13 protein-coding genes are annotated in these 19,595 nt (G+C 72.4%); 8 read left to right on the top strand and 5 right to left on the bottom strand.

What is annotated here, in order from left to right; genetic code table 11:
- Window positions 1–103 precede the first annotated feature (103 nt).
- From rpmI to AB0H21_RS28810, 6 genes are all read left to right on the top strand, one after another.
- Window positions 104–298 carry a 50S ribosomal protein L35 gene (gene rpmI / locus AB0H21_RS28785; protein WP_114032205.1) on the top strand — a complete coding sequence of 65 codons (195 nt, stop codon included), beginning with the start codon at window positions 104–106 and terminating at the stop codon, window positions 296–298.
- Window positions 299–322: 24 nt separating this feature from the next.
- Entirely contained in the window at window positions 323–706 is a 384-nt protein-coding gene (rplT, locus tag AB0H21_RS28790) for a 50S ribosomal protein L20 (protein ID WP_358522546.1), read from the top strand.
- A 117-nt stretch (window positions 707–823) separates the two neighbouring features.
- Complete coding sequence (locus AB0H21_RS28795) at window positions 824–1,636, top strand: RNA methyltransferase (RefSeq protein WP_358522620.1); 813 nt, start codon at window positions 824–826, stop codon at window positions 1,634–1,636.
- A 162-nt stretch (window positions 1,637–1,798) separates the two neighbouring features.
- Window positions 1,799–2,881, top strand: a complete 1,083-nt coding sequence (locus AB0H21_RS28800; protein WP_358522549.1) for an ATP-binding protein — start codon at window positions 1,799–1,801, stop codon at window positions 2,879–2,881.
- 242 nt (window positions 2,882–3,123) lie between these two features.
- Window positions 3,124–4,164 carry a phenylalanine--tRNA ligase subunit alpha gene (pheS, locus tag AB0H21_RS28805; protein ID WP_358522622.1) on the top strand — a complete coding sequence of 347 codons (1,041 nt, stop codon included), beginning with the start codon at window positions 3,124–3,126 and terminating at the stop codon, window positions 4,162–4,164.
- On the top strand, window positions 4,164–6,707 hold the full coding sequence (locus AB0H21_RS28810) for a phenylalanine--tRNA ligase subunit beta (RefSeq protein ID WP_358522551.1): 2,544 nt from the start codon (window positions 4,164–4,166) through the stop codon (window positions 6,705–6,707). Before pheS ends, AB0H21_RS28810 begins: the two co-directional genes overlap by 1 nt.
- Window positions 6,708–6,769: 62 nt before the next feature.
- On the opposite strand, the gene AB0H21_RS28815 is transcribed toward AB0H21_RS28810, so the two are convergent.
- The 5 genes from AB0H21_RS28815 to AB0H21_RS28835 form a co-directional block, all read right to left on the bottom strand.
- The gene (locus AB0H21_RS28815) at window positions 6,770–9,976 is read right to left on the bottom strand and encodes a penicillin acylase family protein (RefSeq protein ID WP_358522553.1); all 3,207 of its coding nucleotides are present in this window, start codon (window positions 9,974–9,976) and stop codon (window positions 6,770–6,772) included.
- A gap of 145 nt (window positions 9,977–10,121) precedes the next feature.
- Entirely contained in the window at window positions 10,122–11,891 is a 1,770-nt protein-coding gene (locus AB0H21_RS28820; RefSeq protein WP_358522556.1) for a hypothetical protein, read from the bottom strand.
- 25 nt (window positions 11,892–11,916) lie between these two features.
- Complete coding sequence (locus tag AB0H21_RS28825) at window positions 11,917–13,782, bottom strand: hypothetical protein (protein WP_358522558.1); 1,866 nt, start codon at window positions 13,780–13,782, stop codon at window positions 11,917–11,919.
- Window positions 13,779–14,795 carry a hypothetical protein gene (locus tag AB0H21_RS28830; protein ID WP_358522561.1) on the bottom strand — a complete coding sequence of 339 codons (1,017 nt, stop codon included), beginning with the start codon at window positions 14,793–14,795 and terminating at the stop codon, window positions 13,779–13,781. The genes AB0H21_RS28825 and AB0H21_RS28830 overlap by 4 nt, the downstream gene beginning before the upstream one ends.
- Window positions 14,796–14,843: 48 nt before the next feature.
- Window positions 14,844–16,253, bottom strand: coding sequence for a hypothetical protein (locus AB0H21_RS28835; RefSeq protein ID WP_358522564.1), 1,410 nt, complete (start codon window positions 16,251–16,253; stop codon window positions 14,844–14,846).
- A 245-nt stretch (window positions 16,254–16,498) separates the two neighbouring features.
- Between AB0H21_RS28835 and AB0H21_RS28840 the strand changes: the two genes are divergently transcribed.
- A complete protein-coding gene (locus AB0H21_RS28840) occupies window positions 16,499–17,884 on the top strand; it encodes a DUF4407 domain-containing protein (RefSeq protein WP_358522565.1) in 1,386 nt (461 codons plus the stop codon).
- Between the two features lie 9 nt (window positions 17,885–17,893).
- Window positions 17,894–19,462 (top strand): protein kinase, encoded by a 1,569-nt coding sequence (locus AB0H21_RS28845; protein ID WP_358522568.1) that lies wholly within the window; start codon window positions 17,894–17,896, stop codon window positions 19,460–19,462.
- Window positions 19,463–19,595: the final 133 nt, after the last annotated feature.

Here is a 19,595-nt window from a genome sequence, read left to right on the forward strand (position 1 = left end):
CACCGAGACCGGGTCAGGTCCTCTCGGGAGGCGACTCCTCCCGGCTGAGGTAGCTTGACCCGGGATATCGGCACGGACGAACGACGAGGGAGATACGGCTGTCATGCCGAAGATGAAGACGCACAGCGGTGCGAAGAAGCGGTTCCGTCTCAGCGGGACAGGCAAGGTCATTCGCCGCCGTGCGAACCGTGCCCACTACAACGAGCACAAGCCGTCCACGCGGACGCGCCGTCTCGCGCCTGAGGTCGTCATGTCCGATGCCGACACCAAGAAGATCAAGAAGCTGCTCGGCAAGTAACCGAACCCCCGGGGAGATAGAACAATGGCACGCGTAAAGCGGGCGCTCAACGCCAAGAAGAAGCGCCGCGTCGTCCTCGAGCGGGCGAGTGGTTACCGGGGTCAGCGGTCGCGGCTGTACCGCAAGGCGAAGGAGCAGATGCTCCACTCGCTGACCTATGCCTACCGCGACCGCAAGGACAAGAAGGGCACCTTCCGGCGCCTGTGGATCCAGCGCATCAACGCGGCCGCGCGCGCGAACGGCATCACCTACAACCGGTTCATCCAGGGCCTGAAGGCTGCCGGCATCGAGGTGGACCGCAAGATCCTCGCCGACCTTGCCGTGAACGACGCCCAGGCCTTCGCGGCGCTGGCCGAGGCCGCCAGGAAGGCGCTGCCCGCGGACGTGAACGCGCCGGTCGCCGGCTGATCCTCCGCACGTACGAACGCACGTGAACGACTCGTTCTCTCCGGGAGCGGGTCGTTCGCCTTTCCCGGGGCCGCCGGCGTGACCGCGCCGCGCGCCCCCGCCGTCCAGGAGGGCACATTGGCGGGGTCCGAGCTGACCAACATCAAGTCGCCGCGGGTCAAGGCCGCCAAGCGCCTGACCAAGCGGGCCTTCCGGGACCGCGACCGCGCGTTCCTGGCCGAGGGCCCGCAGGCCGTCAGGGAGGCGCTGGCGCTGCCCGGCGTCACTGTCGAGCTGTTCACCACCGCGGAGGCCGGGGCCAGGCACGCCGACATCGTCGCCGCCGCCCGCGTGGCGGGCGTACCGGTGCACGGCGCCAGCGGCGAGGTCATGGCCGACCTCGCCCAGACGGTCACGCCGCAGGGCCTGCTGGCCGTGTGCCGGTTCGTCCACGTGCCCCTGGCCGAGGCGGTCACCGGCGGCGCGTCCCTGGTGGCGGTGCTGGCGCACGTGCGCGACCCCGGCAACGCCGGCACCGTTCTGCGGACGGCGGACGCGGCCGGCGCGGACGCCGTCGTCTTCACCGACGCCTCGGTGGACCCCTACAACGGCAAGTGCGTCCGCGCCAGCGCCGGCAGCCTGTTCCACCTGCCCGTGGTCACCTCCGCGCCCGCGGCCGGGACGGTGAGCCACCTGAAGGAGGCGGGCCTGCGGGTCCTGGCCGCCGACGGCGCCGGCGACCGGACGCTGGACGATGTCGACCTCACCGGGCCCACCGCGTGGATCTTCGGCAACGAGGCGTGGGGCCTGCCCGAGGAGATCCTCGCCCTCGCCGACGAGGTCGTCCGCGTGCCCATCTACGGCCGCGCCGAGAGCCTCAACCTGGCGACGGCGGCCGCCGTCTGCCTGTACGCCTCGGCGCGCGCCCAGCGCTCCGCCCGGACGCCGTGACGCGCGCGGCCCGGGCGCGTCCGGACGCGCCCGGGAGCCGGCCCCGGGGAGGTGTACGGCCAGTCCGATCGGGCATGGAGGCGTGGCTGATGCCCGGCGTAGGGCTGCCGTCGGGCACGGGAAACCCGCTATTGTCGGCCCTGTAGGGTCGAGGAGGCGATTGTGCGCGGCGGACCAACCCACCGGCGGACTGCCGATGCCGCATGCCTGATCGAGGTCGACGACCTCCCCGACGGCGTCGTCGTGGCCGACGAGCGCGGCCGGGTGATCGCCTTCAATCAGGCCGCCTGCCGGCTCACCGGCGCCGACCGCGAGGTCGTGGTCGGCGGCCACCTTCCCGACGTCCTGCCCTTTCGCGACAACGACGGCCGCGACTGGTGGAAGTGGCTCGACGCCTACGGTGGCCTGCGCATCCGCAGCCGACAGCCCGAGTGTTCGCTCTACCTGCCCGGCGGTCACGAGCTGCTGGTGTCGGCGCGGTTCGTGCGCAACCCCGCGCGCGGCGGCGACGTCGTCCGCGTCGTGATCACACTGCGCGGCGCCGCGGCCCGGGCGCGCCTGGAGCGCAGCCGGGCCGACCTGGTCTCCACCGTCGCCCACGAGCTGCGCTCCCCGCTGACGAGCGTGAAGGGCTTCACCGCGACGCTGCTGGCCAAGTGGGGCCGTTTCACCGACGACCAGAAGCGCGTGATGCTGGAGACGGTCAACGCCGACGCCGACCGCGTCACGCGGCTGATCACCGAGCTGCTCGACGTCTCGCGCATCGAGTCGGGCCGCCTGCAGGTCCACCGCCAGGTCGTCGACGTCCCGGCCCGCGCCCGTAAGATCATCGAGGGCCGTGTGGCCGCGGGCGAGCCCGAGGACCGCTTCCGGCTGGACGTGCTCGGCGATCTGCCCGAGATGTGGCTCGACCAGGACAAGATCGACCAGATCCTCGGCAACTTGCTGGAAAACGCGGTGCGTCACGGACGCGGTACGGTGACGATAGTGGTGGAGCCTGTCGAATGGGGAGTGGCCGTGTCCGTGCGTGACCAGGGTGAGGGTGTCGCACCCGAGCTGGCCTCGCGCGTCTTCCGCCAGTTCTGGCGGGGCAACGCCCGCCGTCGCGGCGGCACCGGCCTCGGCCTCTTCATCGTCAAGGGCCTCGTCGAGGCCCACGGCGGCACGATCACCGTGCAGCGGGCGCCCGGCGGCGGCGCGGAGTTCCGATTTACCATGCCCGCCGGCACTCCCGACTTCGCCTGAGGCGTCGCGGGGAGCGGCCGGTGGGCCTGACCACGCCGTGATTCACCGGCCGGCCACCGCCGCGCCCGGATGCCTACGAGGAGCGCGGGCGGGTTGTCCACAGCCGCCCGCCGCCCGGCAGGTCCGCCGCCCCGGACGGACTAGACTCGTGCCCGCTCAAGCCCTGGATACGGAGCTCACTCTTGTCGAACACCTATGACCCGGTCGAGGTGACGCCGTTGCACGCCGACGAGGTGGCGCGCATGGAGGCCGAAGCCATCGCCGCGATCGAAGCGGCGGCCGACCTCGACGAACTCAAGCAGGTGCGCCTCGCGCACTCCGGCGACCGGTCACCGATCGCCCTGGCCAACCGCGAGATCGGCGCGCTGCCGCCCCAGGCCCGGTCCGAGGCGGGCAAGCGCGTCGGCGGAGCCCGCAAGGCCATCGGCGAGGCCCTGGCCGCCCGGCAGGCGGTGCTGACGGCCGAGCGCGACGAACGCGTCCTGGTCGAGGAGACCGTCGACGTCACGCTGCCGTGGGACCGCGCGCCGAGGGGGGCCAGGCACCCGCTCACCACGCTCCAGGAGCGCATCGCCGACGCGTTCGTCGCGATGGGCTACGAGGTCGCCGAGGGGCCGGAGCTCGAGGGCGAGTGGTTCAACTTCGACGCCCTCAACATCGCGCCCGACCACCCGGCCCGCTCCGAGCACGACACGTTCTTCGTCGGCTCGGTCGACTCCGGCATGGTCCTGCGCACCCAGACCTCGCCGGTGCAGATCCGCGCGCTGCTGTCGCGCGAGCTGCCGGTCTACGTCGTCTCGCCGGGCAAGGTCTTCCGCACCGACGAGCTCGACGCCACGCACACGCCGGTGTTCCACCAGGTCGAGGGCCTGGCCGTCGACGAGGGCCTGACGATGGCCCACCTGAAGGGCACGCTCGACCGGTTCGCCGAGGTCATGTTCGGCAAGGGCATCGACACGCGGTTCCGGCCGAACTACTTCCCGTTCACCGAGCCGTCGGCCGAGATGGACCTGCGCTGCTTCGTCTGCCGCGGCGCCTCGGCCGTCCCGGGCAACCCGGCGTGCCGCACCTGCAAGTCCGAGGGCTGGATCGAATGGGGCGGCTGCGGCATGGTCAACCCGCGCGTGCTGGTCGCCTGCGGCGTCGACCCCGAGCGCTACAGCGGTTTCGCCTTCGGAATGGGCGTCGAGCGGACGTTGATGTTCCGGAACAACGCCGAGGACATGCGAGACATGGTCGAGGGAGACGTGCGCTTCACGCTCCCCTTCGGTATGGAGGCCTGATGAGGTTCCCGCTTTCCTGGCTGCGGGAGTACGTCGACCTGCCCGCCGTCACCGCCCACGAGGTCGCCGACAAGCTCACCGCCGCAGGCCTGAAGCTGGAGTCGATCGAGTCGGTCGGCTACGACATCAAGAACGTCGTGGTGGGCGAGGTCCTGTCCATCGAGGAGCTCACCGGCTTCAAGAAGCCGATCCGCTACTGCTCGGTGGAGGTCGGCGAGGCCGCGCCGCGCTGGGTGATCTGCGGCGCCACCAACTTCGCGGTCGGTGACCGGGTCGCGGTGGCGCTGCCCGGCGCCGTGCTGCCGGGCGGGTTCGAGGTCGGGTCCCGCAAGACCTACGGCCATGTGTCCGACGGCATGATCTGCTCGGCCCGCGAGCTGGGCGTCGGCGACGACCACGACGGCATCCTGATCCTGCCCGCGGGCACCCACCTCGGCGCCGACGTCGTCGAGTTGCTCGGCCTGCGCGACGACGTCATCGAGCTGGAGGTCACCCCCGACCGCGGGTACGCCCTGTCGATCCGGGGCGTGGCCCGCGAGGCCGCCGCCGCGTTCGGCGTGCCCTGGCGCGACCCGGCCGACGTCGAGCCGCCCGCCTTCACCGAGGAGGCCCACCCGGCCTCGATCGCCGACCCCTCGGCGTGCGACCGTTTCGTGCTGCGCGCGGTCTCCGGGTTCGACCCCTCCGCCGAGACGCCGATGTGGATGCAGGTGCGCCTGGTACGCGCGGGCATGCGTCCCGTCTCGCTGGCCGTCGACGTCACCAACTACGTCATGCTGGAGCTCGGCCAGCCGCTGCACGCCTTCGACCGCTCCCGCCTGACCGGCCCGATCGTCGTGCGCAGGGCCGAGCCGGGCGAGAGGCTGGAGACGCTCGACCACGTCGTGCGCGAGCTCCACCCCGAGGACATCCTGATCACCGACGAGTCCGGGGCGATCTCGATGGCCGGCACGATGGGCGGCCTGGAGACCGAGATCTCCGGCGAGTCGAGCGACCTGGTGATCGAGGCGGCCCACTTCTCGGCCAGCGGCATCGCGCGCATGTCCCGGCGCCACAACCTGATCAGCGAGGCGTCGCGCCGCTTCGAGCGCGGCGTCGACCGCGAGCTGCCGCTGTACGCCTCGTGGCGCGCGGTGCAGTTGCTGGTCGCGTTCGGCGGGGGCACGGCCGGCGCCGGGGTCACCGACGTCTCGATCGACGTCGAGCCCCCGACGATCACCATCCCGGCCGACCACCCGGACCGCGTCGCGGGCGTGACCTACGGCCGCGAGACCGTGGTGCGCCGCCTGGAGCAGGTCGGCTGCACGGTCACCGGCACACCCGACGCCGGCGGGCAGGAGGGCACGGGGGGCGCCTCGTACCCCGCCGACGTGCTGGACGGGCCGAGCGCGGCCGCCGGGCTGCTCACGGTGACACCGCCGTCGTGGCGCCCGGACCTGACCGACCCCAACGACCTCGCCGAGGAGGTCATCCGGCTGGAGGGGTACGAGAAGCTGCCCTCGGTGCTGCCCGCCGCGCCCGCCGGGGCCGGGCTGACCGAGGCGCAGCGCCTGCGCCGCCGCGTGGGCCGCGCGCTCGCCGCGGCGGGGTACGTCGAGACGCTCGCCTACCCGTTCGTGGGCGCGCGCGACCTGGACGACCTGCAGCTTCCGGCCGACGACGCGCGGCGCCGGGCGATCCGCCTGGCCAACCCGCTCAGCGAGGACGAGCCGCTGATGCGCACCACGCTGCTGCCGGGGCTGCTCAAGACCCTGGTCCGCAACGTTGGCCGCGGCTTCGGCGACGTCGCGCTGTTCGAGACCGGCCTGGTGTACCGCCCCGAGCCCGGCGCTCCCGGCAAGGCGCCGGTGCTGGGCGTCGACCGCAGGCCCACGGAGGAGGAGCTGGCCACGATCACCGCGGCCCTTCCCCGGCAGCCGCTGCGGCTCGCCGTCGTGCTGGCCGGCGAGCGCGACCGGTCCGGCTGGTGGGGGCAGGGCCGCCCGGCCACCTGGGCCGACGCCATCGAGGCGGCCCGCACGGTGGCCCGCGAGGCCGGCGTCGAGCTGTCGATCAGCGCCGACCGCCACGCGCCCTGGCACCCCGGCCGGTGCGCCGCCCTCCACCTCGGCGAGACGCTGGTCGGCCACGCCGGCGAGTTGCACCCGCGCGTGGCCGAGGCCTTCGGCCTGCCGCCGCGTACCTGCGCCATGGAGCTGGAGCTCAGCGTCCTGGAGGACGCGCTGCCCGGCCCCGCGCAGGCCAGGCCGGTGTCGGCCTACCCGGTCGCCACGCAGGACGTCGCGCTCGTCGTCCCGGCGGACGTCCGGGTCGCCGACGTCGAGGCGGCGCTGAAGCAGGGGGCGGGCGAGCTGCTGGAGTCGATCCGGCTGTTCGACGTCTACACCGGCGCGCAGGCCGGCGAGGGCAACAAGTCCCTCGCCTACACCCTGCGCTTCCGCGCCCCCGACCGCACTCTCACCGTCGAGGAGACCACCGCGGCCCGCGACGCCGCCGTGGCCCTGGCCGCCGAGCGCACCGGGGCCCAGCTCCGCGGCGCCTGACGGCCCGCCGCCGAGAGGTGGCGCGGGGAGCGATCGTGTTCCCGCGCCACCCCTCGGTCGTCTCAGCGTGAGTAGACCTCCAGCTCGTACAGCGAGTACCCGTACGTCGTGCCGCGCGTGACGCCCTTCATGCGGACGTAGCGGGCCGTGGCCGGGGCGAAGGTGACGTTGTCCACGCCGCCGTCGCCGGTGGTCGTGGAGGCGACGGTGGTCCAGGTCGAGCCGTCCGCCGAGGTCTGGATCGCGTACGCCGCCGCGTAGGCCGCCTCCCACCGCAGCACGACCCGGGACACCGTCTTGGCGGACCCGAGGTCGACCTGCAGGTACTGGTCGTCGCTGGAGGCGCTCGCCCAGCGGGTCGTCGGATCGCCGTCCACGGCGTTGCCGGCCGGGTAGTAGGGGATGATCTGCGTGCTGGACGCCTTGGCGCTGACCCCGGCCGCCAGGTTGGCGATCGGGTCGCCCCGATGGGCGGGGAACGAGACGACCTGCTGGTAGGTCGGCCGGTTCTGCCAGGAGATCAGCGACTGCTTGATCCCGCCGAGCGGTGAGTGCCGGACGGCGTCCGCGCACCACTGGTCGCCCGCCGCGCACGCGTCGTCGGCCGGGTAGGTCGTGGTGGCGGGTTCGGCGAGCGCCGCCGACAGGCTGTTCACCAGGACGGTGCGGCAGCCCGCGACCGTCCCGCCGCCGCAGTACTTCTGGGGCAGCGGACCGGCCACCGGGTCGCCGAGCACTGACCTGACGTCCTTGCTGACGTAGCCCCACCAGCCGTACTGGAACGCCGACCCCTTGTGTGCCTGCGCCTCGTTCGCCGAGGTCGGGAAGCTTGAGACGTCGCCCTGCTGGTGGCCGGACGGCGACTCGTTGATCTGCAGCGCGTTGACCAGCGACTGGTACAGCCCGTCGCCGAGGCCGGGCTTGAACTCGGCCTGGACGAGCCTGGGCCACCATGCGTCGAAGGCGCGGATGGCGTCGGCGTGCGCGTAGATCTTGCTCCCGGGGTTGCCGGGCGTGGTCTCCAGCCGCCTGGCCCCGGCCGAGGCCCACGCCGACAGCTTGGACACCGCGGAGGACAGCGCCGGGTCGGTGACGGGGGAGCTGTTGAGGACGCGCAGCAGGTGGGGGAGGACCTCCTTGCCGCGCAGGTCGGTCACGGCGGCGTCTGCCATGATCTTCACGGTGCCGGCCCGGTCGAGCTTGCCGGCCCCGGCGAGCGCGGCCTTGACCGGGACGTCCAGCAGGTCCACCCGGTGGACGGTGCCGAAGCTGAAGTTGCCGTCGGCCGCGCCGTAGTCCTTGGCCTGCTTGTTGTTCCAGCTCACCAGGTAGTCCTGGTTCGCCGTCTGCGGATGCGTGCCGGGTGCGTCGTAGGTCGCGGTGTTGGTGGCCGGGTCGTACCCCGCCCACTCGTGCGCGGCGTCCGCGGCCATCGGCAGGTTCGGGTCGGAGACCGCCGAGCGGACCGGGGTGTTGCCGGACATGTAGTACGCCGCGTCGGAGGAGTTGACGAAGAACCAGTTGAACGCGAAGCCGATCTTCGACGCCGAGTTGGTGAATGCCGCGGCGTCGCCCATCTGGGCGGGCTCGTTGAACATCTGGAACCCGACCGCCGAGTCGGCCTCGTGCTGGTACGTCGAGCGCAGCGCGGCGAAGGCGGTGGGCCTGCCGCCGACGGTGCCGCGCCAGGTCACCAGGCCGTACTTGGTCCGCTTGATCACCAGGTCGTAGGAGCCCGCGGCGGTGGAGTCGGCGGTGTTGGGCTTCCAGGCATTGGTCTTCTTCAGCGTCTCCATGGCCGTGCAGGCGCCGCGGTACATGTAGTGGTCGGACGACGTGGTCGCCGGGCCGCCGCCGGGCTCGCAGAGCTCCAGGGCGTAGGTGTCGGTGATGTCCTGGCCGCTGGAGGTCGCACTCCAGGCGTAGTCGGTGCCGCGGCCGAGCAGCACGTACAGGTTGAGCCCGGCGAACGCGGCACCGCGCGCCTTGATGCCGGGCCCGGTCAGCTCTTCGAGCATGAGGAGCTGCGGGGCGAAGTAGCCGGTCTGCGGGCCGAACACCGCGATCGGATGCCCGGTGGCGGACTCGGCGGCCGACACGACCACGGCGTTGGACATGCCGGGGTGGGAGTTGTCGACGGTCAGCCCGTCCAGAACGCCCTTGGCGCGGGCGGCGGCCGGGACCGGCGCCGTGGCGGAGCCCGACTCGTTCTCGGTGATGTCGACGGGCGCGGTGGTGGCGGCGTCCGGCAGCACGACGCCGGTGGCGCCGGACGGCGCGTCGCCCGAGGGGAAGCTCTGGCCGTCGTGCAGGGTCAGCGTCGCCTCGGGGTCGTTCTGCGAGCGGAAGGCCGCCCACGCCTGGTCGCCGGCCGCGGTCCCGTACCGGGCGCGCGCGGCGACGCGGGCCAGCGCGGACTGCATCTCCGCCCCGCCGCCCCCGCCGAACAGTCCGCCGATCACCCCGGAGACCGCGACGAGGTCGGTGATGGTGAAGTCTTTGGGGCCGCCCGCGTTGGTGATCGCGTCCAGGTGGCCGGTCAGCACGTACTCGCCGGGGCAGTTGCGGTCGGCCATGCAGCGGTCGATGTAGGCGTTGATCCCGGCGATGTAGCTCTGGACGTCGGCGTAGAGCTGGGCGCCGCGCGGGCCGGAGTCCCTGAGCCGGGTGATCTGCCCCTGGAGGTCGGCCTCGGTGTAGGGCGAGTTGCGCCAGACGCTCTGTTCCAGCGCGCGGTTGCCCGGCGCGCCGCCCGCGAAGGGGGTCAGCTCGCCCCGGCCGACGTGCCGCATCAGGTCCATGAGCCACAGCCGGTCCTGCGCGCCCGCGTACCCGGCGCCGAACATCGTCCCCTCGCGGGTGGTGCCGGTGATGTGCGGGACGCCGGTCGCCTTGTCCCGGACGATGGTCACGTCGGAGCGCGGGCTGACCGTGCTCTCCACCTGCCCGGCGGGCACGCCGAAGGAGGAGTCGTTGAAGAACCTGGCGATCTGGTCGTCGGTCAGCCCGGTGTACCCGCCGATCAGGCCGGCGTACTTGCCGAGCTGGTCGCCGCTGTGGCGCGGCATGGTGCCGAACGCCTGGTTGGCGAGGATCTCGACCAGCGTCGCGTTGCCGTTCTCACCGGGTGGCAGGACGTCCGCGCATTGGCCGAGGCAGTAGTCGTCGGCGGTGTAGACGGCCGCCGACGCGGGCACGACGGGGGATGCCAGCGCGATGATCGCCAGCGCCGAGACCGCCGTGATCGTCCGCCGGAGACGAGCGTGCATGTGAGGACCCCCAAAACATGAGGTGTGCTCGAATTTAGGGAACTTGGGAGGAACATACGCTCGCCCCCACATCGGATCAATGGCCGATGTGATACCGACCCGGACAAAATGGCTCAGTTCGGCTCGTCCGGCGGCGGACGCCGGGTCACGCCTGGGAGCGGCGGCGATCGAACAGGCCGAAACGGCGGCCGTTTCCTGCCCGGGCGGCGGACGCCTCTTCGCCTCCCCCCGGCGTGCCCGAGAGGGCACGGCCGACGGTCTCCTCGCTGATGTCGGCCCGCCGCAGCATGCCGGCGAAGACGGTCTCGGTGAGCTCCCTGCGGGCGTCCGGCGAGCACAGCGCCGCCAGCGCGGCCAGCAGCGGCAGGTACGCCGGGTCGGGCTGTGCGGGGAAGTCCTCGGCCACCACGCGGGCCTCCACCACCGGGCCGTGAGCGGCGGCGAGCAGGGCGTGGAACCGGCGGATCTGCCCCTCGGGGTCGCCGGGATGCAGCCAGTGGACCGCCGCGACGGCGTACCCGTGCCGGCGCAGCGCCGCGTGGACGGCCGGCCGACCGGCCGGATCGTCCCCCCGCACGCTCAGCTCGGCGCACATGACGTCCAGCGCCTGCCGGTCCAGCGGCTCCCGCACCGCGGCCGCGACCAGGTCGCCGGTCGGCAGAGGGGCGAGGACCTTCACGAGTTCGCCGGGCGGCAGGTACGCGGCCAGCCGCAGCGTGACCGCCGGATCCGTCACGGCCATCCGGGACAGGGCCATGGCGAGCTGCGGAGACAGCCAGTGATCGGCGTTCCGGCGCAGGTCTTCGAAGTCGTCCACGGTCGGGTCGGGGCCGTAGGCCAGGTCCAGCACCACCGGGTACAGGCGTGCCTCCAGCGCCGGGTCCAGGGACCGGGCCGCCACCAGGATCCGGCGGTCGCGGACGATCCGGCGCAGGGCGTCGCGCTCGGCGGCGTCCCCGGTGCGCGGCAGGGACCCGAGCCGGGACAGGCACCGGGCCACGCGCCGGGTGTCCCCCTCGTCGACGCCGTCGGCGCAGGCGAGCAGCAGCCCGCCCAAGGTCTGCGGCGGAGCGGATCCGGACCCGCCGCCCGGGGACGGATCGTCGAGCTCGGCGATGTCCGGTGATCTCAGCGACCGCGGTGTGGTGTCGCGGGCGAACCGCGCGACCAGGTCACCGAGGCGGGGGTGGTCGGCCAGCAGGTCGTGGTAGCGCCGGACGGTCTCCGGCGCTTCGGCGACCCGTACCGGCTCCCCCCACCCGATCACGTGCGCGCCCTCGGGGGCGTGCCGGGCGAACGACAGCTTGATGCGGTGGCGTGAGGCGCTGTCGGTCCACGTCGAGAGCGTCAGCCTGCTCCTGAGGCCGTAGGGGAGCAGAGCCGCCACGCTGTCGAGGAAACGCAGCCGGGCCGGCATCGGGACTCCCTCGGCGCCCACCACGCACACCGGATCCCCGGTGAGCAGCAGCGCCGCCGCGCCCATGGCGGTCTGGTCGGCGCGGCCGGTCGTCTCCTCCACGTCCAGCGCCGCAACGTCCGCGGTCAGCAGGCCCGCGGCGGGCAGTGTGCGGGGGGCGAGTGCCCGGTAGAGCGTCTCGTAATCGACCGGACCCCGGGCGAGCTCGGCGTAGGGCAGGCAGAAGTACCGCGTGAGGGCGATGTCGCGGCCCATGCCGTCACGCTCGGCGGACCACTCCTGGACCGCCATGCCGACGTGGGGGGTATCGCCGTGCCCGTTGACCCAGCTGATCGTCACGCGGGGCAGGTTGGCGGGGGCGCCGGGGGTGTACCGGGCGATGATCTCGCCGAAGTCGTCCCGGTCGAATCGCCCGTCGCTGCACGCCAGGACGTCGTCGCCGTCCGCGGTTCCCGGACGTTTGCCCCATAGCGCCCACTCGGCGGTGATTCGTACCATCGGCCGTCCTCATCGGTCGCGGGGGCTAGCGGTTCAGGAAGTCCACGAGCAGGGACACACCGATGGCGCAGACAATGATCACCAGCGTGAACCAGATGAACAAGATCCCGTTGGACAGTGAGACGCGGCGCCACCACGGGTCGCGGGCCTCATCCTTCTCGTATCTCCGCGTGGACGGGCCGCCGGACAGCGCCTCCAGCATCGCGCCGGGGGGTGATCCGGGGGAGTTCTGCCAGGTCCGCGCGTCCGGCGCGGCCTGCTCCCGGGCCGGCGCGGCGTGTCCGTACAGCGAGGTGGCCGCCGAGACCACCGGCCGCCACTCCGGGGGCAGCACGCTGCCGAGGACCTCCTGCACCTGGGCGTGGTCGAGGGACGGCCCGTAGGCGGCCACCAGCAGCCCCCGCAGCGCGGCGCTCTGGGCCGTGTGGTCGTCGCGGTACAGCCTCGCGATCGCGGGAGCGAGGTAGGCGTGCGCGCTCAGTGCGGGCGCGATCTCGGAGTCGTCGCCGCCCTCGCCGCCGCGGCCGACCAGCTCGGCGTGGATGAACCGGACGACCGGCGGGTCGCACTCCTCGGACGCGGCGAACCTGACCAGATCGGGCGTCTGTATCGCCGCGAGGAGACGCGACCTGTCGGGATCCTGGACGCGCATGGCCAGCAGCAGCGCGGCCTGCGGCTCCATCGTCTTCATGCGCGCCATGGCCGTGTACACCGGGGGTCCCCCTCCGGTGATCGACAGGACCCGCTCCATGATGTTGATCGTCAGAAGCCGGCCGTACCCGAGAGGAAGCGCCAGGTCGTAGACCGCGTCCCTGAGGCCGGCCCGGGGGATGGCGTCCACCCGGGGCAGCAGCCGCGACTCGACGATGTCACGGTAGTGCTCGCGTTCGTGCGCGCTCGGCGCCTGGGAGCGCAGCAACCGCGCCAGCTCCGCCACCTGGTCGTCGAGATCGGCGTACTCCCCCTGTTCCAGAAGCTCGCCGCAGCGGTTCAGGCCTCTGTAGAACACGGGCAGCGGCGAGGAGCCGTGGACGGGCCGGTGCCCGGAGTCGCCGAGCGCGGCCAGTGCCTGCCTCGGCGCCTCCTTGAACGTCAGCGGGTCGGTCGCCACGGCGAAGGCCTCGGCTATCTCGCCGGGGGCCCGGCGGGTCAGCACGTCGTAGAAATAGCGGGAGACGTCGGACCAGGTGCTGAATCCTTCCGCTCCTCCGCCCAAGGTCAGGGTGGAGGCCCCTTCACGCGGGCGCTTGGCGAAGGAGAGCTTGATCTGGTGCGTCGCCGAGCTGTCGGTCCACGTGGAGGCGGTCAGCCGGGTCCGGAGGCCGTAGGGGAGCAGCGCGGCCACCGTGTCCAGGTACCGCAGGCGCTCGGTCATGGGCAGGTGGCCGCCACCGGTCACGCAGACCTGCGCGTCGGCGAGCAGCAGCGCGGCCGCCGCCATGGCCGTGTCGTCGGCGTCGTCGGCGGTGTCCGCGAGTCGGTGCGGCTCCGACGCAGGGACGCTCACGATGAGCGGTCCGTCCACCGGCAGGCTGTGGGCGGCGAGGACCTCGTACAGCGCCTGGTAGGAGACCGGCCCGGCGGCCAGCTGAGCATAGGGTACGCAGAAGTAGCTGGTGACGGCGATCGGCCGCCCGAAGCCGTCGCGCTGGCCCGACCACGCCTGGACGGCCAGGCCGACGTACGGCACGTCGCCGCGCCCGTAAACCCAGCTGATCGTCACCTGGGGCAGGTTCGGCAGGGTGCCGGGCGACCACTTCGTGAGGATCTCGTGGAAGTCCTCGCGGGTGAACGGGCCCCGGCTGCAGTCCAGGACGCTGTAGTCGTCGTCGGTGCCGGGACGCTTTCCCCACAGCGCCCACTCGGCGGCGACCTTCACTTCGCGGCTCACCCTCTCGTCTCCCCTGCCGGGCGCTCGGCGGAGATCCGCCGGCCGAGCCAGACCATCGGCTCCATCACATTGATCGGATGGACCGGGCCGCGGATCTGGAAGCCGCTTCCGGGCGAGGTCGCGGTGCCGGCCTCGCCGGCGGCCGACCACGCGGTCGGCACCAGGTTCTGCGGGTCGTCCGGATCGAACGCGCCCTTCTCGTTGTCCAGGTAGAACCCGATCGACGAGGTCACGAAGAACTTGATGCGGTCATGCCGGAAATGCTGCTTGAGAGCGGGCACCACCATCTTCGCGTTGCCGTAGCGCGATATGCCGCAGAGCTGTTCGAACAACTCTTCGGCGTAGTCGTCGTCAATCCGCGGGAATCCGAAAGGGTCATCGGGGTCGGGGGCCAGCAATCCGAGCTTTTCCGCCGTCTGCAGAACCTTCAGCTCGTCGAATTTGGTGACGCACACCGCCAGATGGTGGGGCAGGACATCGCCGGCGTACCGGTTCCCGGTGAGCATCCGCCCGGCCAGTTCCGTGAGCACCCCGTGCAGATAGCTGAAGGCGTCGCCCACTTTGTGCTCGCGGATGGGATCGAACAGATAGACGATTCCGCGGCTGCCCTGGAGGTTGTTCAGCAGTTCCTCGCGGCTGGTGGGCGCGCTGGCCCGCTTGGCGCTGTAGAACCCGCCCGGCGCGTCCAGCACGTCCAGCCCGATCCGCTCGCTCTGGACGCTCTTGCGGCCGAGCGGCCAGCGCCGCTTCTCGATCTGCCGGGTGAGGAACCACTTGTACTGGCCGAGGGCCAGCGTCGCGTCGGGGAAGCGCTGCTGCTCCGACAGCGCGCTGGTCATCTCGATGAGGAAGTCGCGGGACGGGCCGTCGGCGCCGACCACCTTCCACGGACCCTTCTTGAGGATCAGGGCGATGTTGAGCGCGGCCAGGAACGTGGTCTTCCCGCTGCCGGGTGCGCCCCAAACGGCGATGTTGGGTGTGGGACGTGCCGATGGTTGCTGTTCGGGGGGCATGGTGTCCTCATCTGGATCTGACGCCGGATCTGACGCATCGCGTCCTCGTCAGGACGCCGCTGAGAAGGGGAAGGGAACGCGCTGGACCTGGGACGCCACGAGGCCGAGGGACGCGCCGAACTCGTCGACGTCCATCGCGTCGAGGTGGGCGAGCGCGGTGGCGCCGAGGCGGGACCAGACCGGGTGGGCGCGTTCGGGGGGCTGGTCGCAGATCGCCCCGAGTGCGAGCCTGTTCTCCAGACCGTCCAGGAGCGCCTCCCAGCCGAGCCGCCGGGGACAGGGCAGGATCTCCGAGGCGTTCGCCCGGGGCGGGTGCGGCGGCCGGTCGCCCACGGTGAGCAGCGCCGTCCGCTCCCGGCCGTCGTCGCCCAGCCTGTGCGTCACCTCGGCCAGCATGTCCTCGACCTGCGCCGCGTAGGCGTAGTCGTGCGTCCCGGCCTCCGGCGGGCGCACGTGCCGCTCCTCCAGCCGGAGCAGGACCTCCTGCGCCCGGCGCGGGGATGAGCGCCAGCAGGGGACGGCGACCGGCTGGTCGGGCACGCCGCGCTGGAAGACGTGCGAGGCATAGGCGATCAGCGAGACCACCGTGCGGCCCGCCTCTGCGTCGGCCAGCGTCGAGAGGAGCTGGCCGACGCGGTCGAGCCGCGCCCGGACGCGCTCCTCCGGCCCGCTGACCTGGACGGCGCAGATCAGGTGGGCCGGGTCGGCGGGACGGTCCAGCCGCTGTGGCACGGCGGCCACCAGTTCGTCCCAGGTGCTGTCGCACCGGGCGAGCCCCGGCAGGCCCGTGAAGCGCACGCGGCCCGGGCGGTCCAGCTCCGCCACGATCGTGTGCGCGCCGGGCGGGAGTTTGGCGGCGTGCACGGACAGCAGGGCCGGACGCAGCGCCTGCCACGCGGTGATCGCGAACACGGTCCCGTTCTCGTCGCTCGGCTCGCACCGGACGGCGAACTTGACGCGATCGCCGCGGCGGGCCTCCAGCCCGAACAAGGGGAGGGAGGCGAGCCGTAGCTGCCCGGTCGCCGGGTGCCGCTTGAGCACCACCAGTTCGTAGGACTGCGTCAGCGGCTCGTCCATGATGGCCTGGCGCAGCAGGTCGGCGACGGACTCGCCGGCCTCGGTGAAGGCGAGCGCCCGCGGGTGGGCCGCCTGGAGCGACGCCATGGCCCGGCGGGCCCGCCCGTCCTCGGGGGCGGTGCACACGATGACGACGGCGGGGTCGCCGGGACCGCCCTCGGCGACGGCGAGCGCCCGTTCCGCCGTGGCGACGGGGTCGCCGGCCCAGGGCACGGGGTGGCCCACCCGGCCGCGCGGAGTGCCCGTCTGGTCCCGGCGAACGTGCAGGACGGCGATGCCCTCGGCGCCCGCCTCGAACACGAGGAGAAACCTGGGGGCGGCGAGTTCCGCGATCGCCGCGACGAGGGCCTTACCGAGGAGGTTCTCACCCGATTCGGTCAAAGAACGCTCCCATGACGCGGCACAACAAACCGGCCATCACTCCCCATAATGTGATAAATGCTCGCGCTTCTCGTTGCACACGCATGCACATATGGCCGAGCCTCTCGGCGCCGCCCCCGCGGCGTGGTGTCAATCCCTATAGCAAGGTACATGTATAGCCTAATCGCGCTACAACCTCGTGGTCCTGGCATGGACGATTTAGGATGTTCTCCGCTCCACCTAGGCCGCCATTGCGGGGAGAATAGATGAGAAAGTTACTAATTGTCCTATCCGGCGCTAGGCCGGACATCCTCGAACGGTGGCCGACGGACCGGGGTAAATTCGAGGGCATCGGCGGAGCCGTCCTCACCACCAGCGTCCTGGCCACCATCTCCATGACGTTCGCCCTGTCCAGTGCCCTGGGCCTCAGCATCTTCGTCGCCGTCCCCGCCGGAATCGTCTGGGGCCTGGCGATCCTGAGCCTGGACCGATGGCTCGTCAGCTCCATCCAGCCCGACGGACCGCGCCGGTGGCGGATGGCCGTTCCCCGCATCCTGATGGCCGTGCTCCTCGGCGTCGTGACCTCCACACCGCTGGTGCTGCAGATCTTCAAGTCCGAGATCGACGCGCAGATCGTCGAGATCAAGCAGGACCGGGCCAACTCGTTCACGGGCGAGCAGAACAGCGGCACCGTCGGGCAGCAGATCGCGCGGCTGCGCAAGGCCGTGGCCGATCAGGAGGCGATCGTCACCTCCGGCGGCGAGGGCACACAGGCCCCGGACGTGGATCCGAAGATCAAGTCTTTGACCGCCGAGCGTGCCAAGGCGATCGACGAGCGCGAAAGGCAGTATGACGAGTGGCAGTGCCAGCTCTACGGCGGCCCTGACTGCCCGCGCAAGGGCGACGGGGTGCTGGCCAAGGCCAGCGAGAAGGCCTACAAGAAGGCCAAGAACAGGGTCGACGCGCTCAACGCGCAGATCGAGGGCCGTAAGCGGGAACTGGCCGCCAACGACGCGAACGCCAAGAGCGAACGGCTCGCCTCGGCCAAGGCCGCGCTGCCCGCCCTCCGCTCCCAGCTCGACGCCGCGCTGCGCCAGCAGGCCGGCCTGCAGGCGTCGTTCGACGCGGAGAACCAGAGCCTCAACGGGCTGCTGATCCGGCTGCGCGCGCTCAACGAGGTGTCCGGCAAGGACATGACGCTGAACGGAGCGCGCCTCCTGCTGTTCCTGATGTTCCTGCTCATCGAGTGCCTGCCGGTCGCGGTCAAGCTCATGCAGAAGCCCGGCAACTACGAGAAGGTCCTCGCGCTGGTGGCGCGCAACGAGCTGCTGGACGCCCGCGACAGCCTGAACGCCGGGCCGAGGCTCGGATCCGGGGGGACCTCCGCGACGGTGCGCGAGATCTGGAACCGGCCGTCCGCCACCGAACCCGACGCCCCGGCCGCCGGTCCGCCGCGCGGTCCCGAGCCCTTCGTCCCGCCGCGCGCCCGCGACGCGGAGGCGGAGCCGTCCGAGCAGGTCAGCACGAGTCACGATTTCGGCGACCTGGAGGACGAGGCGCTGCGCGGGATGCCCGACACGCGCACCGCCGCGCTGCCGGGCGGGCGCTCCGAGCGCACCCGCGGGTACGAGCTGTTCCCCGACGAGGACTGATCCGTCCCGATGGATCGAGGACCGGTACACCTGCTCAAGAACCGTTACGCGCTCGTGGAGCTTCTCGGCGGGGGAGGGATGGGCGACGTCTGGCTCGCGGACGACCGCGTGCTCGGCCGCCAGGTCGCGATCAAGGAGCTGGTGGTCTCCGACGACGGGGAGCCGCTGCCCGTGCGCCGCAAGCGCGCCCTGCGCGAGGCCAGAGCGGCGGCGGCCATCGAACACCCCAGCGTGGTCGACATCTACGACGTGTTCGAGGAGCACGGCCGCCCCTGGATCGTCATGCCCTATATCAGGGGCCGCTCCCTGCGCGACCTGATCGAGGACGGCCCGCTCGCCGAGCGCGAGGTCGCCCGGATCGGCGTGCGCGTCCTCGGCGCCCTGGAAGCGGCCCATCGCGCCCGCGTCCTGCACCGCGACGTGAAGCCCGCCAACATCCTCGTCGGCGACGACGGCCGGGTGTACCTCGCGGACTTCGGGATCGCGCACGTGGCCGGCCAGAGCACGCTCACCGGCCGTCACGCGTTCGTCGGCACGCTGGAGTTCATGGCCCCCGAGCGCATCGAGGGACGGCCCCTCGGCCCGGCGTCGGACCTGTGGTCGCTCGGGGTCACGTTCTTCTGCGCGCTGGAGGGTTACTCGCCCTTCCGGCACGACGACGTCCCCGCCATGATGCGGGCCATCCTGGACGTGCCCGTGCCCAAGCCTGCTCGCCCGGGGCCGCTGGCCGGCGCGGTGGAACGCCTGCTGGACAAGGACCCGCGTAGGCGGATGACCGTGCCCGAGTTGCGTGCGGTCCTGCGCTCGGTCATCGACGGCCCGCGGGTCCCGCCTTCCTTCGAGCCGACCCTCGTGGAACCGGGCCGCTCGACGGCCCCCACCCTGAAACTGCCGCGTGACGATCGGGAGGAACGGCCACCGGTCGTCGGCCCGCCCGAGGCCACCGAGGGGCTCGGCGGCCTGGGACCGGCCGAGGCCGCCAGGCGGATCGCCGGCATGGACGCGGACACGGCCGCCCGGCTGTGCGCCTCGATGCCCCCAAAGGCCGTCGGCCAGGCGCTCGCAGAGTTGGAGCCGCAGATGGCCGGGCGGGTGCTGGCCGCGCTTCCCGGCACCACCGCCGCCGCGGTGCTGGCCGCGGTCGCGCACAAGACCGCGGGCCGCCTGCTGGAGACGATGACGGCCAGCCCGGGCCGCGCCGCCTCGGTGCTGCGGACGCTGAACGCGAGCCGCGCCGGGCGCACGATCGACCACATGGACCTGGACCAGGCGTCGGTGCTGCTGGCGCGGATCCGGCCCGGTGAGGCCGCCCGGATCCTCACCCACGCCCACGCCCGCACCGCCGCCTACGTCGTCCAGGCCGTCGGCGCGGCGCCCGCCGTCCCGATGGTGGAGGCGCTGTCGGCGGTGTCGGTACGCCAGGCCTGCGGGGTGCTCGCCTACGTGTCGCCGAAGACCGTCGCCACGGTTCTGCGGGCGCTGCCGCGCGACCGGGCGGGCAGGATCCTCGAAGGACTGCCCCCCTCCGCCCGCGACCAGGTGCGCCGTCATCTGCGAGGACTGGGGAGCGAGGGCTAGGCCGAGGGGGCGTACGGCCCTCCACCCCTAGACGGCGGCGGAGGGCAAGTCCTCACACGCCCGGCGAAGGCACCCGGCCCCTCGTGCCCCGAGCGGTGGGCGTCGGTGCGGTGGTGTCGTTCGCGACCGTGGT

This window comes from Sphaerisporangium sp. NPDC051011, from assembly GCF_040653595.1.
GTDB lineage: Bacteria > Actinomycetota > Actinomycetes > Streptosporangiales > Streptosporangiaceae > Sphaerisporangium.